Source organism: Vibrio celticus (genome assembly GCF_024347335.1).
Classification (GTDB): Bacteria; Pseudomonadota; Gammaproteobacteria; order Enterobacterales; family Vibrionaceae; genus Vibrio; species Vibrio celticus.
The window spans coordinates 689,142-703,663 of sequence record NZ_AP025464.1 but is presented as its reverse complement, the minus strand read 5'-3'; the positions used below and the strand labels follow the sequence as shown (position 1 = coordinate 703,663).

Below are 14,522 nucleotides of genomic sequence, written 5' to 3'. Positions count from 1 at the left end.
GGTTTGAACCCAGTATCAGGCTTTGCTATGGCTTGGCGGTTGGTACTGCATCGACTGGTCGTTTCTCATGAATATGTTGCTCGCGACCAAACTGCCGATGCAAATAGAACCAAGGGCGAGCCAAGTCATCGCATCAGGAATCTCGTTGAATAGTGGGATCGCCAACAAGGTCGCCACTGCGGGTGTTGCACTGCCAAAAGCGGCAGAGCGTTCAGCCCCTAAGGTATTAACCGCATAAAGGTAAGTGAACGCCGCGATTAAACCCGCCCCAACGCCTTGTATTGCTGAATGAATGGCCAGCTCTGTGAAGGGCCAATTAGCGATTGGTGTGTCCATTAGGTGGCTTGGGAGGGTTCCAGTCAGGATTAGGACGAGTAAAAGCAAAGTAGAACAGAGAGAAATAAAACCGGCACTGACTAACGCATTAAGATTAACGACACGGGCTGAGATGGTGAACATCGCCCACATTAAGCTTCCGCATAAAAACAACAAATGACCTTTGGTGTATTCGAAGTTGAAGCTGCTTAAGCTACTCCCTAAAAACAACAGTATGCCGAGCAAAACCAAACCTAAACCAACAACACGATGTCGGCTGAGTGGCTGCTTAAAAAAGAGTACCGCAATTCCTGTGACGAACAGAGGGAGCGTGCCCGGAACAAGAGCACTGCCATGTGATACCGGAACAAACTGCATCGCCGTTCCTGCAACAAGCAGATAAGGCAACCCGCTACCCACCAACATACCCGTTAGATATCGTTTAGGGACTTGAACAATCGTGCTGCGTGCTTTCCACATCAAAGGCAATAACACCACAGCCGGTATGAGAAATCTTGTGAGAGCGATATCGGCAGGTGTTAAATCTGAATTTGCGCCGCCTTTAAGAGACAGAAAAAAGCTCGCCCAAATGAGTAGGGTGACAGTAATAGATAAATAGCCAAGATTCATAATATTGAAGGAGGATGGGTGATGACTCATTATGGAATAGTTGTTGTGCCACAGGTTGGCAAGTTTTGGCCTAACTTGAACTATCGTTGATGATTTCTGCTAATATTTACCAAATAATTAACGGATTTAACTAATGTTTGGCATTTACTATGGATAGAATTGATAGACATCTTCTCGAACTGCTACAAAAAGATGGCAGGTTAACCACGGCCGAACTTGCTGATGAAGTGGGTTTATCGCCTTCGCCTTGTGCAAGACGAGTCAAAAGGCTAGAAGAAAAGGGCATTATTGACGGTTATCGTGTGAGCTTGTCACGAGAACAAGTCGGCATCGCAATGAGTGTGTTTGTTGAGGTGAGCCTAAACAACCACCAAGAAGTGTCGATAGATAAGTTTGAAGCGGCTGTTGTAGAGATGGAAGAGGTGATCAGTTGTCACGTTGTATCTGGGGCTTATGATTATCTGCTAGAAGTAGTTAGCCCGAACTTGATGGCCTACGAGGCATTTACAAGAAAACTTCAAAGGCTCTCTAACGTGAAAGATATTCATACCCACCTTGCGATAAGACAAGTAAAAGGCAATGCACCACTGCCAATTTATACAGATTAAGCCAAACTCTGAGCAGTAACACAAAGGCAGAATGAGCTGAAAACGAAATGGTTTGTTCTTGAAGTAGAAGCTCGGTCAATATAAAAACTCATCAATAAGTTGTCAGGCTTCAGGCAATAAAAAACGTAGCACCTCGTGAAAGGTACTCCGTATATGATAGGTGCAAAACTTAGTGATACTTAAAGTTAGAGATTGAACAATCCCCAGTTTGTGCGTTAATTCTGAATGAAAAAGCATGTGAATGATAATCCACGCCGTCATTCCAAATTGTCTCTCCAAATATCTTACATAGCTCTAGCTCACTTACTGAACCGAACTCTTCCATGTGTTTAGCTACAGATAAAAGTTTACCTCTTGTCTCTGCAGTCCATTCCGTGTTACTCAAGCAGTTGAAAGCCATAGTCTTTTGCATATTACCTAGCCAAAATGTTTCTTGTTATTAAGTTATATGAAGATTCATGATAACAATTTTTTGGCGTTTGTAAATCTATTTTGTGATGAATATCTCACATGCTCGCTTGTATTGGTCGGAAATTGAACTTCATTGTTGATAGATAGCACATTAATTTTACAACCTATTGATAAAGCTTTGATTAACGATTTCTTAGAATATTATGAATGGGGTTAAGCATATTTATCGGAAAAGTCCAGTCGAACGAGTGAGAGAATTTAATGGTGATTTCAGTTTGATGCATCGTTTACCGGTTGGTTTGTGTGGCGTGCTTCATCAATCATCGTCGCTTCTCTGCGATATTTTGAAGATAGCTGACGGAATTTTTCACTGAGTGTATGGAGATCTCGGGAGAGTGATTGAGAGCTTTGCACGTGCACCTTTGCGCTTTCTGCCTGGCGCGTGAGTTTTGCTTTAGTGCAGTGTTTAGCGACAGCTTTCCATGAATACGCTAGAGATTGAGCGCCTTCAAGTTCTGTAGACACAACATATGCCTGTTGTAACAAAACCTCAGAGACGTCATACGCGGTATTCATATGACTATTGAGCTGCACATTAAACCTTCCTTCGTACTTTGCCCAAAGCTCAATGATCTGCTTTTCATTAAAGTGTTTAGATAATAATGTTTGTGACTCATAAGTTGAGAGAACTTGGTTGAACTCTTTGGTGTACTGATTATAGCGACCTTCAAAAGAGAGCTGACGATCCAACAGCATTTGCCAGTTTTCACGGTCACAATGATTCGCTAGAGCGACATTGGTACTCAAAGTTACGCTTACAATGATAACCTTCCCCCAAAAACTCATGACTTTCCTCTACTTACCGTGCGCTCTATTGAGAGTATAGATGAGCAGCAGCATGAGTTGATGTACACTTGAGACAACCCTATAACGGAAGAGCTGGTGGATTTGATGAAAAAAGCGCTGATCGCTTTACTTGTGTTGTTGATATTGGGCGGAGGGGGAGGAGCGGCATACTACTTCTTGGTCATGAATAAAGACCCAATCCCACAAGAGAAAACGGAAGAGCCGGCGTTAGAAGCTACCGAGCAATCTGAATCTGACCTCGTACCCATCATGGATCTTCAGCCTGAACCAGAGCAGACGGAATTTTACGTTTTGGAGAGAAAGCTAGAAGTGGTCGAGCAACCTGAAATTGATGGCTTGATAACGGATTACCTCTACAAAGGGGAAAAGGTGGAGGTACTCGAGAAACAGGGAGAATGGGCTCGTATCTCAGACTATATTGTCCTTAAAGATGGCGGCCCACAGACGGCGGAATGGGTCTCTATGTCAGGCTTATCGAATGATGAAGTCATTATTTCGGAAAAAGAAAGCAAAGAGATATTGGATTCCTATTTGGTTAAGTCTGATGATCTCAAGATCCATCAAGAAAAATTCCGTAATTCGGTGGCTAAACTGATCTCTGAGGGGGAGTGTGCCCCAAGTGATTTTGAAGAATTAGGCGGATGGGTGAAATCTGTTAAGTACAGCAATCGAGATGTATATTTTATTTATTGTGGTGGGTTGTCCCTTGAAAACAAAATTTATCTTGATGTAAATACAAATGAAATATTTACGAAGTAAGATCCCACGCTCTATTTAATAATGCTATTTACTAAAGCCCACTCATAGGTTGAGTGCAGGGCGGGAGCATACTTTGATGGATTTATAACCCAAAGAATACTCTAGCCCGATAATCGTCGTTCCATGCCGCTTTTTTCAATTTCACTTTTTGGCTTGGCGCACCACAGTCACATTGCTTGAGCATATTCATCACAAAGCGCCTGAACAACGCTATGTTTTCCACTGCACCATCTAAAGTGATGCGTGAACTATCCTCTTTAAAAACAACATCTAACACGTAATGCTGACTGTTCTCGATCCGCCAATGCTGGCGAATATAATGACCCAGGAGTTTGTTGTTCGGCGACAAAGAACTAATGTAGTAGGACGTATCTACAGTGCCTTTACCGTTGATCACTCGATGGCGCTCCACTGCTATGATGCTTCTTACCGTTGGCCACTTCTTAGCTAAGTCATCGGGCAATTTAGCCTTGAGCTGAAACACGTATCGCTCTTCACTGCGACCATGTTTTTTCTCTTTGATTTCGGTGACTATTTTCTCTTTGCCAGCATCAAAACTGTTTGAACTGCTCCACAACAGCCGCTCGAAGCTTGGGCTGATTATTCTTAACCTGGACGACGACATGTGCCTGTTTGTCTTTGATTTTCTCTAGTGTTTCACGCTGGCAATGTAAGGCGTCAACCGTGACAACGCTACCCTTTACATTAATAACATCAAGCATTTGGCGTACAATGTTTATCTCACCATTCTTGTTCTCAGTCGGCTTCTGGCTCAGAACTAGACCACGCTCGGTATCGTAAGCGGTGACCAACTGCAACGCAGTTTTTCTGTCGTTACGATAGGAGCCCCGCAACACCTTACCGTCAAATGCGATAATGGGCTTGTTATGGCTAGTTCGCTGCTCGTTTATCCAAAGGGCTAAAGCTTCGAGCAGTGACTCAGCAACAACGGAACGCAAGATGCGAGCTATTGTGTGTCTACGAGGGATACCATGTTCGAAAGGTCTATATTTCCTTAACCAATCGAGCTTTTCTTCTCCATAAAATTCAATGTCTTGCCAACCTTCACATCCCGATGCGATAGCGCTAATCACTAGAAACATGACATCGATGAGGTTGTGTTTCTGATTGATGTCCGAGCGAGTGTCTTCGACGACAGATAAGTATTCAATAAGGTTCAAAATTGCTGTGTATCTGAGGATTTGCCACTATTAGATCACATTAGTTAACAAAGTGCGATCCCGCCCTGAGGTTGAGTGGGCTTTTTTGTCTATCCATAATGTTCATCTTTCCCATTTAGAACGTTAATTATATCGAAGGTTATATAGAATAATTAGGAACCATTTATTAATGGCTAATAAGAGTTTTGTTATTATTCTCGTGATCAATCATTTCAAATTCCCACATTGCATTATTCTTGAAACAAGCTGAGAGATATAGATTTATCTCGTATTTACAAAGGCTTATCTGCTTGGTGATAAAAGTGAAATTAAACAAACCTTATTAATATCAGAGTCTTGCGTTGATTTACATAATCGTAACATTTCATTGGTTTTGGGATGCAAGTCTAGTTTTTAATCATAATACGAAAATATTTTATATTTGTAATAATAATTTTTGATTTTGAGTTGTAGGGTTTAATTAAAGCAAAACGTAAAGTTTAATTATCAACTAAGACATTATCTTATTAACATTATTGTTATTTAATTGCTTGTAAGGGATGGAACCATTAATGAAAAAGCTTGCTTTAATTACAGGGTCAAAAGGCGGTATCGGCTCAGCAATTTCCTCTAAATTAGTTGCAGACGGCTATCGTGTTATCGCGACTTATTTTACTGGAAATTACCAATGTGCCTTGGATTGGTTTAACGGAAAACAATTCACCGAAGATCAAGTGAGATTGTTTGAATTAGATGTTACCAATACTGCGGAATGTGCGCTGAGCTTAAGCAAGTTGTTAGAAGAAGAAGGCACGGTGGATGTGCTGGTCAATAACGCAGGTATTACACGTGATAGCGTCTTTAGAAAGATGGATGCCGAAGCGTGGAAAGATGTGATTGAAACGAACTTAAACAGTTTGTTCAACGTGACTCAACCTTTGTTCGCTCCTATGTGTGAAAAGGGTAACTGCCGTGTCATCAACATCTCTTCCGTCAATGGTCTTAAAGGTCAATTTGGACAGACTAACTACTCAGCAGCGAAAGCTGGAATGATTGGTTTTTCTAAAGCTTTGGCTGCAGAAGGCGCTCGTAGCGGCGTAACCGTGAACGTGATTGCCCCTGGCTACACAGCAACTCCTATGGTTGAGCAAATGAAGCCTGAAGTACTGGATTCAATCAAGAACCAAATCCCGATGAAACGCTTAGCAACACCTGTTGAAATTGCAGACGCAGTGGGCTTTTTAGCGAGTGAATCTGGCGCGTACATTACAGGCGAAACATTGTCTGTGAATGGCGGCTTGTACATGCAGTAATTGGCGGAACTGAAGGGGTTGGAATGATGGAAAAAGTATTTATTGTTGCGGCTAAGCGTACTCCTATTGGTGCATTTACCGGGTCGCTAAAAAACGTATCTGCGGGTGAGTTAGCTGGCGTTGCGATCAAAGGTGTACTTGAGTCTGTCGATCTTTCGTTAGATGCGATTGATGAAGTGATCGTGGGCAACGTGATTTCGGCAGGTCAAGGAATGGGGGTTGCTCGTCAGGCTTCCATCTATGCAGGGCTTCCTGAGGAAACACCAGCATACGGCGTGAACATGATTTGCGGCAGCGGAATGAAATCAGTGATGGACGCAGCGGCGCACATCAAAGCACAAGATGCTGAAGTGGTTATTGCTGCTGGCGTTGAAGTGATGTCCCAAATTCCGTTTGTGGTACCAGCGAGCGTTCGTAATGGTCACAAAATGGGTGACATCTCAATGAAAGACTTACTGGTTAGTGATGGCTTAACCGATGCGTTTAATCACTACCACATGGGCATGACCGCTGAAAATATTGCGAACACGTTGAATATTTCTCGTCTAGCTCAAGATAACTATGCCTTAGAAAGCCAACTGAAAGCCGTTGCTGCGATTGAAGCGGGTAAGTTTAACGAGCAAATCGTGCCTGTAGAAGTTAAGCAGCGCAGACAAACCGTCACTTTTGAGACCGATGAGTATCCGAAGTCAGACGCGACATTCGAAGGTCTGCAAAAGCTTCGTCCAGCTTTTGACCGTGAAGGGTCTGTCACGGCGGGTAATGCTTCGGGCATCAACGATGGTGCGAGTGCAATTATCTTAGCCTCAGAGAGTGCAGTAGCGAAATACGGACTGACACCAATGGTAGAGCTAACGAGCTACGCACAGTCTGGATTAGATCCAAAGATTATGGGTTTAGGCCCAGTAGAAGCCGTTTCTAAAACGCTTGATAAGGCGAATCTCACTCTAGAAGAAGTAGATTTGTTTGAATTGAATGAAGCGTTTGCAGCACAAGCTCTTGGCGTAATGTACCAATTGTCAGAGCAGCATGACTTACCGCTTGATGAGTTCAAGCCAAAGGTCAATGTGAATGGTGGTGCAATCGCGCTTGGCCATCCTTTAGGTGCTTCAGGCAATCGAATTATTGTTTCACTCATCCATGAAATGCTTGAACAGAAAACGACTTATGGCGTTGCTTCACTCTGTGTGGGTGGAGGAATGGGAACCGCTGTTTTGCTAAAAGGTATTGAAGGTTAGAGCCTGATATATCGGTAGCAAGCTTAAATATCGGATCAGCTTTTCAAAGCATCGTGAGTTAATCGATGAGCGTTGGCTGAAACGATAGTGACACAAATTTATTAAACTATGTATTCATCAGGAGTTACTTATGTACACGGATATTTTCAAAACAATTACTGACCAAACTGAAAAGCAATTTGAACCGTACTTAAAGTTCAACAAGTTGGTTGCAAAGAACGTCCAAACGATGACTGAACTGCAAATGAATGCAATGCAGACTTACACGGACATGGGTCTTGCACAAATGAAAGCAGTGACTGAAATCAAAGACGTGACTAGCCTAACGGCGTTCAACAGCCAGCAACTAGCAGCGCTAACTCAACTGTCTCAACAGATGATGAGTGATAGCTCAAAAATGCAAGCTGCTGCAAAAGAGTTCAAAGAAGATGTTGAAACACTAACAACTGAAAACTTGAAAACAGTTACACCTGCATAAATTTAATCGCCATCGAGTTAGCGCAGTTTTTACTGTGAGGCTCGGTGGCGATTTTCCGATTATTGGAGTCATGTTATGTTTCAACACTTCTTTTCGGACTACCTTGTTAAACTTCAACAAACGAACCAGCAATGGTGGGAAAGCTTTGAACAAAACAAGGAAGCCGCGCAATCTCCCCTAAACCAAGCGATGCAAGAATTGAACTTTGATGATGCATCAAAAATCTTCGAGCAAGCCGCCAACCAACCCGCCGTTCTGCTTCAGTTACAATCTCAATGGTGGGAACAGCAACTTAAGATCTGGCAGAATGCCGCGCTGATGGGCAACACCGAGAGTGTTATCTCAGAAGACCGCAGCGACAAGCGCTTTATTGATGAAGCGTGGAAAAACGACCCGTTCTACAGCTTTATCAAACAATCCTATTTGTTGTTCAGTAAAAGCTATATCGACACCATCAACTCGATCGAAGGTATTGACGAAAAAACCAAAGAGCGAGTGGCGTTCTTTTCTCGTCAGGCAATCAATGCACTTTCTCCAAGTAACTTTATTGCAACGAATCCAGAGTTGATGAAACTGACGCTTGAGCGAAATGGTGAAAACCTTCTCGATGGGTTAAAGCAGTTACAAGCTGACGTTGAAGCAAGCGCCGATATACTCAAGATCCGCATGACCAACAATAACGCCTTCCGATTAGGTGTTGATGTTGCGAACACGGAAGGTGATGTTGTCTTTCAAAACGAGCTGTTTGAGCTTATTCAATACTACCCAAAGACACCTCAGGTTAACGCTACACCTTTGTTGATCGTTCCTCCGTTCATCAATAAGTACTACATTCTTGATCTTCGTGAGAAGAACTCGATGGTGCGCTGGTTACTTGAGCAAGGACATAGCGTATTCATGATGTCTTGGCGCAACCCAGGTGAAGCGCAGAAAGACACTGAGTTTGGTGACTATGTCACTGAAGGCGTGGTTAAAGCCGTTGCTGCGATTGAAGACATCACAGGTAAAGAGCAAATCAACGCGGCGGGTTACTGTATTGGCGGTACGGTGTTGGCTTCTACGGTGGCTTACTACGCTGCAAAACGCATGAAGAAACGTATTAAAACCGCGACCTTCTTTACCACCTTGTTGGATTTCTCGCAGCCGGGTGAGGTGGGTGCGTATATCAACGAAACGATCATTAACGCGATTGAGAAGCAGAACGATGGCAAAGGCTATATGGATGGTCGCTCATTGAGCGTGACGTTCAGTTTGCTTCGCGAAAACAGCCTGTACTGGAACTACTACATTGATAATTACCTCAAAGGCAGCAGCCCGATGGAGTTTGATCTTCTCTACTGGAACAGTGACAGCACAAACGTGGCGGCCAAGTGTCATAACTTCTTGCTGCGAGAGCTTTATCTTGAAAACAAACTGGTTCAAGACAAAGGTGTGAAAGTGGGCGGTGTTTGGATTGATCTCAATAAGATAAAAATACCAAGCTACTTCATTTCAGCTAAAGAAGATCATATCGCGCTTTGGCAGGGGACTTACCGTGGTGCCTTGAATACTGGTGGCAACAAGACGTTCGTGCTTGGTGAATCTGGTCATATTGCGGGTATTGTTAACCATCCAGATAAGAAGAAGTACGGGTTCTGGCTGAATGACAACCTAGACGACTCGGCGGATGAGTGGCTAACTAATGCGACTCATAATGAGGGGTCTTGGTGGACACACTGGAATCAGTGGCTACAAGGTTTTGAAACTGACGAAAAAGTCGAACCTTTCAATCAAGGTTCAGAGCTTAATCCTGTGATAGGCAAAGCGCCAGGCAACTATGTAAAACAGGTACTGCCGATTGTTGATACAGAAGCTGTCGATAAAGAGCCTGCTGACACAGAAGCTCCGAAAAACGAAGCTTAGATTTTGTTATATAAGGCTTTCTTTATATTAGCTGCGATGTCGCTTTACTAAGGTTTCATCATCCCCCTAGCAGTAAACAGAAACGCCAGATAATAAAAAAGCCACTGAAATCAGTGGCTTTTTAGTATCAACTCATCCCAAAGATAATTGGCCTAAGTTGAAGCAATTTCGATTTCTAATCGACTTCTTTGTCTTTAGTCATAGATAAAAGCCAAAGAGATACGGCTGCAACACCTGCGAAGCCGCCAAGAATGATAACTGGCATAGCGCTGTAACCTAGGATGTGCCAAATTACGCTTTCTAAAGTACTCATTCAATCGCTCCTTATTGCCAGCCTTCAACGCCGTGCATGTCTGGTAGTTTGTGTGCAATACCTTTGTGACAGTCTACACACGTTTTTTCACCAGAAGCTAGCGCAGTCGAGTGTTGTTTCGCACTACGAGGGCTCTGCTCTGAGAAGTCCATGTAATCGAACTGGTGACAGTTACGACACTCAAGTGAATCGTTCTTTTTCAATCGAGCCCATTCGCGTTCCGCTAGGTGAGCACGACGTGCTTTGAACTTTTCTTCAGTATTGATGGTTTTCGCAATAAAGTGTGCGTATAGCTCTTTAGATGCTTGAACCTTACGAACAATTTTATCAGTCCATTCATGAGGTACGTGACAGTCTGAACAGATAGCACGAACACCAGAACGGTTAGAGTAGTGAATTGTCTCTTGGATTTCAGCAACGATAGGTGCGTGACAGCCAGAACAGAATTCTTCCGTGTTGGTTGCCTCCATACCCGTGTTGAATGCACCCCAGAACAAAAGACCACCCGAGAAACCCAAGAATAAAACAACGCCTACGGCTGCTTTACTTGGTGTCGCGAGTCTTTTCCAAAACGCTTTAAGTAATTTTATCATATATAGCCTCTCTTACAGTCCGGCTACGATTAACGCAGTGAATCTACAGGTTTGAACTCGTTCTCAACTAGTGGCTTAGCATTAGCTTGAGGTACGTGACACTGTAGACAGAAGTAACGACGAGGTGATACGTCTGCAAGTACCGCATCTTCGCGGTTCATGTAGTGAGTTACACTCACTTTAGTAGCACCCATTTCTTTTGCGTTTTTCCAGCTGTGGCAAGAAAGACACTTGTTAGCGTTAAGAGAAACTTCATAGCTACGAATAGTATGAGGCACTAGAGGTGGTTGGTATACGTAGTCACTCTCAAGTACTTGGTCACGAGGGAACTTTTTGAAGTCATCTGCTGCGCGAGTTGCTTCAAGTTCACTTGCACCACGTAGAGATTCTACGCCACCAATGCCGCCTGGGTTATCCAGCTCAGCTTCAGCTTGAACTGCACCAGCTAGCAAAAGACCAGCTGATAGTAGGGCAGTAATCAGTTTTTTCATGGTTAATTTCTCCGCCTAAAGGCTAATTCTTTGAGTGGACTACTTCTTTCAAAAAGTAACGAAAAAAGCAGTCGCAATATTAAATACGTCAGATCTACGAGCTAAGTGGTAAGAACATATTGTCCTTAAGCGACCTTAGTGATCTTAACTGGACACTTCTTGTAATCCGTCTGTTTAGACAGAGGATCCGTTGCATCCAAGATCAACTTGTTGATCAGAATTCTTGCATCAAAGAATGGTACGAATACCAAGCCTTGTGGTGGACGGTTACGACCACGAGTTTCAACACGAACACGTACTTCGCCACGTTTGTTTTCGATAAGAACTTCATCACCACGGCGAAGACCACGAGCTTTAGCATCAGCAGGGTGGATGTAACAAAGTGCATCCGGTACTGCTTTGTAAAGTTCTGGTACACGACGAGTCATAGTACCTGTGTGCCAGTGCTCAAGAACACGACCAGTACATAGCCACATATCGTATTCATCGTTTGGTACTTCAGGTGGCGCTTCGTATGGTGCATTGATGATCAGTGCTTTACCATCTGGCTTGCCGTAGAAGTCCCAATCAGAACCTTTCTTAGCGTATGGATCTGAACCTTCTTTAAAGCGCCATAGTGTCTCTTTACCGTCAACAACAGGCCAACGTAGACCACGAACTTGGTGGTAGCGATCGTATGGTGCTAAATCGTGACCGTGGCCGCGACCAAAGGCTGCGTATTCTTCGAATAGACCTTTTTGAACGTAGAAACCTTGAGCTTGTGCGTCGTCGTTAAGCTCTTGAGCTTCAGACAGTGGGAATGCATCAACATTGCCGTTTTTGTAAAGCACGTCGTACATGGTTTTGCCACGGTACTCAGGCATTTTCGCAACCAGTTCTTCACCCCAAACTTCTTCAATAGTGAAGCGCTTAGAGAATTCCATGATTTGCCATAGATCAGACTTAGCTTCACCTACGGTTTTCACTTGTTGGTACCATGCTTGTGTACGACGCTCTGCGTTACCGTAAGCACCTTCTTTCTCGATCCACATTGCTGTTGGAAGGATAAGGTCAGCCGCTTGAGCTGTTGCCGTTGGGTACGGGTCAGAACATACAATGAAGTTATCTGGGTTACGGTAACCTGGCAGACGTTCAGTGTTGATGTTTGGACCAGCTTGCATGTTGTTGTTACACATTACCCAGTAAGCGTTGATCTTACCGTCTTTAAGCATGCGGTCTTGAACAACAGCGTGAGCACCTGGTTTAGCAGGGATAGTGCCTTCTGGAAGTTTCCAGATGTCTTCTGCAATCTTACGGTGTTTAGGGTTAGCAACAACCATATCTGCCGGTAGACGGTGAGAGAACGTACCAACTTCACGAGCTGTACCACACGCAGATGGTTGGCCAGTTAGTGAGAATGGGCTGTTACCTGGAGTAGAAATCTTACCTGTTAGAAGGTGGATGTTGTACACAAGGCTGTTCATCCATACGCCACGAGTATGTTGGTTCATACCCATAGTCCAAAGTGACATTACTTTGATGTTTGGATCGGCATATTGCTTAGCCAGCTTGATAAGGTCATCTTGAGATACACCTGACATTTCAGACGCTTTCTCAACGGTGTACTCAGCAACAGACGCTTTGTAGTCTTCGAAAGAGATAGCAGTCATTTCACCTGAGTTAGGGTTTGCTGCTGCTTTCTGTAGTGGATCATCGTCACGAAGGCCGTAACCGATGTCTGTCGTTGCTTGCTTGAAGTTCGTGTGTTTGTTCACGAAGTCCCAGTTAACTGCATCGTTTTGAATGATGTAGTTAGCAATGAAGTTAGCAATTGCTAGATCTGATTGAGGTTCGAAGATGTAACCTGTGTCTGCAAGCTCGAAAGAACGGTGGTAGTAAGTAGACAGTACGTTTACTTTAACGTGTGGGTGGCTTAGACGACGGTCTGTAATACGAGTCCATAGTACTGGGTGCATTTCTGCCATGTTTGAACCCCACAGTACGAATGCGTCTGCGTGTTCAAAGTCATCGTAACAACCCATTGGCTCATCGATACCGAAAGTACGCATGAATGCGCCTACCGCTGAAGCCATACAGTGACGAGCGTTTGGATCGATGTTGTTTGAACGGAAACCCGCTTTCATCATCTTAACGGCTGCGTAGCCTTCCATTACTGTCCATTGGCCTGAACCGAACATACCAACACCTGTTGGACCGTTCTTCTTAAGAGATGCTTTCCATTTCTCAGCCATTACATCGAAAGCTTTGTCCCAAGATACAGGTGCGAAATCACCATCTTTATGGAACTCACCGTCTTTCATACGAAGTAGAGGAGTCTCAAGACGGTCTTTACCGTACATGATTTTTGAAAGGAAGTAGCCTTTAATACAGTTAAGGCCTTTGTTTACAGGAGCTTCTGGATCGCCTTGAGTCGCAACCACTTTACCGTTTTGAGTACCTACTAGTACTGAACAGCCCGTACCACAAAAACGACAAGGCGCTTTATCCCACGTGATTTTTGTTTGATCAGAGCTAGCAATCAGGTTGGTTGCTGTTGCCGGTAGAGTTACACCTGCAACGGCTGCCGCTGATGCAGCTGCGTTTGCTTTCACAAACGCACGTCTTGTCATTTTCATACTTCACCCTCAAGTTGAGAATTGTTGCTTCCAGTTTCTAAATCCGTTTCGTCCAGTCCAGTTTCGATTTGGTGATAAACCAAAGCTGTCCCTAAAACGTTCGTAATATTATTAATTTCTTCGATGGTATCCGTTACAAAACCTTGGTTTTCGGTTTCTAGGACCACTATGATTTTGCCTTCAGGGCTACTACCGTAAATCTCTGCATTATCGAACTGTTCGATTTGTGCTTTGATCTCGTCTAGATGCTCTGGGCTCACATGCACGACTAAACTTGATATATGCACTTCATTTAGTGCCATAAATTGCTCTCGTTATTTTTGTTTTATGCATTACTCACAAGAATAGCTGAAGTAGGGCAAACTGCTACGCAGGCGCCACAACCGCTACACTCATCTAACTTGATTTTTGGTAGAGCAACACTGCCTGCTCTAAGTTGAAATTGAATGGCCATAGGTTCACACATGTCACCACAGCTTCGGCATTCAACATTTTGTTGCGCTAAACACTTATCAGAGATTTGTGCTTTTGCTTGCCAAGGCTCTCCTTGCTTTGGCTTAAAAATGGGTTCGGGACAAACATCTGCACATTGATAGCAGAACGTACACTCATCAATAGAGAAATCTACAGTGGGAAAACCACCATCGCCTACAATGATTATCTTAGTCTCACAACTCTCGATGCATTTACCGCAGCGAGTACAGTCATCTGTAAAGCTTTCTAGGCTGTTAATCCAAGGTAAACGAATCTGGCTTGAGTCAACTTTTCGTCTTGAAAAAAGACGGCGTTTTGATAGATCTACCACTAGATACCTATAGATGTTGCTAAG

Annotated in this window: 15 protein-coding genes and 1 pseudogene; 6 read left to right on the top strand and 10 right to left on the bottom strand. The window is 43.7% G+C overall.

The annotated features are described in order from the left end of the window. Positions 1 to 15: 15 nt before the first annotated feature. Positions 16 to 945, bottom strand: a complete 930-nt coding sequence (locus OCV19_RS19230; RefSeq protein WP_065675445.1) for a DMT family transporter — start codon at positions 943 to 945, stop codon at positions 16 to 18. A gap of 149 nt (positions 946 to 1,094) precedes the next feature. Between OCV19_RS19230 and OCV19_RS19225 the strand changes: the two genes are divergently transcribed. Then, entirely contained in the window at positions 1,095 to 1,553 is a 459-nt protein-coding gene (locus OCV19_RS19225) for an Lrp/AsnC family transcriptional regulator (protein ID WP_017062622.1), read from the top strand. 169 nt (positions 1,554 to 1,722) lie between these two features. Here OCV19_RS19225 and OCV19_RS19220 read toward each other — a convergent pair whose 3' ends face one another. Beyond that, positions 1,723 to 1,965, bottom strand: coding sequence for a hypothetical protein (locus OCV19_RS19220; RefSeq protein WP_065675446.1), 243 nt, complete (start codon positions 1,963 to 1,965; stop codon positions 1,723 to 1,725). A 269-nt stretch (positions 1,966 to 2,234) separates the two neighbouring features. Next, positions 2,235 to 2,810 carry a hypothetical protein gene (locus OCV19_RS19215; protein ID WP_065675447.1) on the bottom strand — a complete coding sequence of 192 codons (576 nt, stop codon included), beginning with the start codon at positions 2,808 to 2,810 and terminating at the stop codon, positions 2,235 to 2,237. Between the two features lie 96 nt (positions 2,811 to 2,906). Between OCV19_RS19215 and OCV19_RS19210 the strand changes: the two genes are divergently transcribed. Next, positions 2,907 to 3,590, top strand: coding sequence for an SH3 domain-containing protein (locus OCV19_RS19210; RefSeq protein ID WP_017072234.1), 684 nt, complete (start codon positions 2,907 to 2,909; stop codon positions 3,588 to 3,590). Positions 3,591 to 3,672: 82 nt separating this feature from the next. Here the strand turns inward: OCV19_RS19210 and OCV19_RS19205 are convergent. After that, positions 3,673 to 4,771 (bottom strand): annotated as a pseudogene (locus tag OCV19_RS19205) (ISAs1 family transposase). A gap of 551 nt (positions 4,772 to 5,322) precedes the next feature. Here OCV19_RS19205 and OCV19_RS19200 point away from each other — a divergent pair. The 4 genes from OCV19_RS19200 (at position 5,323) to phaC (ending at position 9,681) form a co-directional block, all read left to right on the top strand. Further along, positions 5,323 to 6,063, top strand: coding sequence for an SDR family oxidoreductase (locus OCV19_RS19200; protein ID WP_065675416.1), 741 nt, complete (start codon positions 5,323 to 5,325; stop codon positions 6,061 to 6,063). Positions 6,064 to 6,089: 26 nt separating this feature from the next. Further along, positions 6,090 to 7,301 carry an acetyl-CoA C-acetyltransferase gene (locus OCV19_RS19195; protein WP_065675417.1) on the top strand — a complete coding sequence of 404 codons (1,212 nt, stop codon included), beginning with the start codon at positions 6,090 to 6,092 and terminating at the stop codon, positions 7,299 to 7,301. A gap of 130 nt (positions 7,302 to 7,431) precedes the next feature. Further along, entirely contained in the window at positions 7,432 to 7,779 is a 348-nt protein-coding gene (locus OCV19_RS19190) for a phasin family protein (RefSeq protein WP_048613546.1), read from the top strand. 75 nt (positions 7,780 to 7,854) lie between these two features. Next, positions 7,855 to 9,681 (top strand): class I poly(R)-hydroxyalkanoic acid synthase, encoded by a 1,827-nt coding sequence (gene phaC / locus OCV19_RS19185; RefSeq protein WP_065675418.1) that lies wholly within the window; start codon positions 7,855 to 7,857, stop codon positions 9,679 to 9,681. 175 nt (positions 9,682 to 9,856) lie between these two features. Here the strand turns inward: phaC and OCV19_RS19180 are convergent, their stop codons facing one another. From OCV19_RS19180 to napF, 6 genes are all read right to left on the bottom strand, one after another. Beyond that, positions 9,857 to 9,994: a TIGR02808 family protein gene (locus tag OCV19_RS19180; protein ID WP_065675419.1), complete on the bottom strand. Its 138-nt coding sequence runs from the start codon at positions 9,992 to 9,994 to the stop codon at positions 9,857 to 9,859. 11 nt (positions 9,995 to 10,005) lie between these two features. Then, entirely contained in the window at positions 10,006 to 10,587 is a 582-nt protein-coding gene (locus tag OCV19_RS19175) for a NapC/NirT family cytochrome c (protein ID WP_009845456.1), read from the bottom strand. A gap of 29 nt (positions 10,588 to 10,616) precedes the next feature. After that, positions 10,617 to 11,078, bottom strand: coding sequence for a nitrate reductase cytochrome c-type subunit (locus OCV19_RS19170; protein ID WP_017062614.1), 462 nt, complete (start codon positions 11,076 to 11,078; stop codon positions 10,617 to 10,619). A gap of 125 nt (positions 11,079 to 11,203) precedes the next feature. After that, a complete protein-coding gene (napA, locus tag OCV19_RS19165; RefSeq protein WP_065675420.1) occupies positions 11,204 to 13,693 on the bottom strand; it encodes a periplasmic nitrate reductase subunit alpha in 2,490 nt (829 codons plus the stop codon). Continuing rightward, on the bottom strand, positions 13,690 to 13,995 hold the full coding sequence (locus tag OCV19_RS19160; RefSeq protein WP_019824440.1) for a chaperone NapD: 306 nt from the start codon (positions 13,993 to 13,995) through the stop codon (positions 13,690 to 13,692). The genes napA and OCV19_RS19160 overlap by 4 nt, the downstream gene beginning before the upstream one ends. A 23-nt stretch (positions 13,996 to 14,018) precedes the next feature. Continuing rightward, positions 14,019 to 14,498: a ferredoxin-type protein NapF gene (gene napF / locus OCV19_RS19155; protein ID WP_048606369.1), complete on the bottom strand. Its 480-nt coding sequence runs from the start codon at positions 14,496 to 14,498 to the stop codon at positions 14,019 to 14,021. Between the last annotated feature and the right edge of the window lie 24 nt (positions 14,499 to 14,522).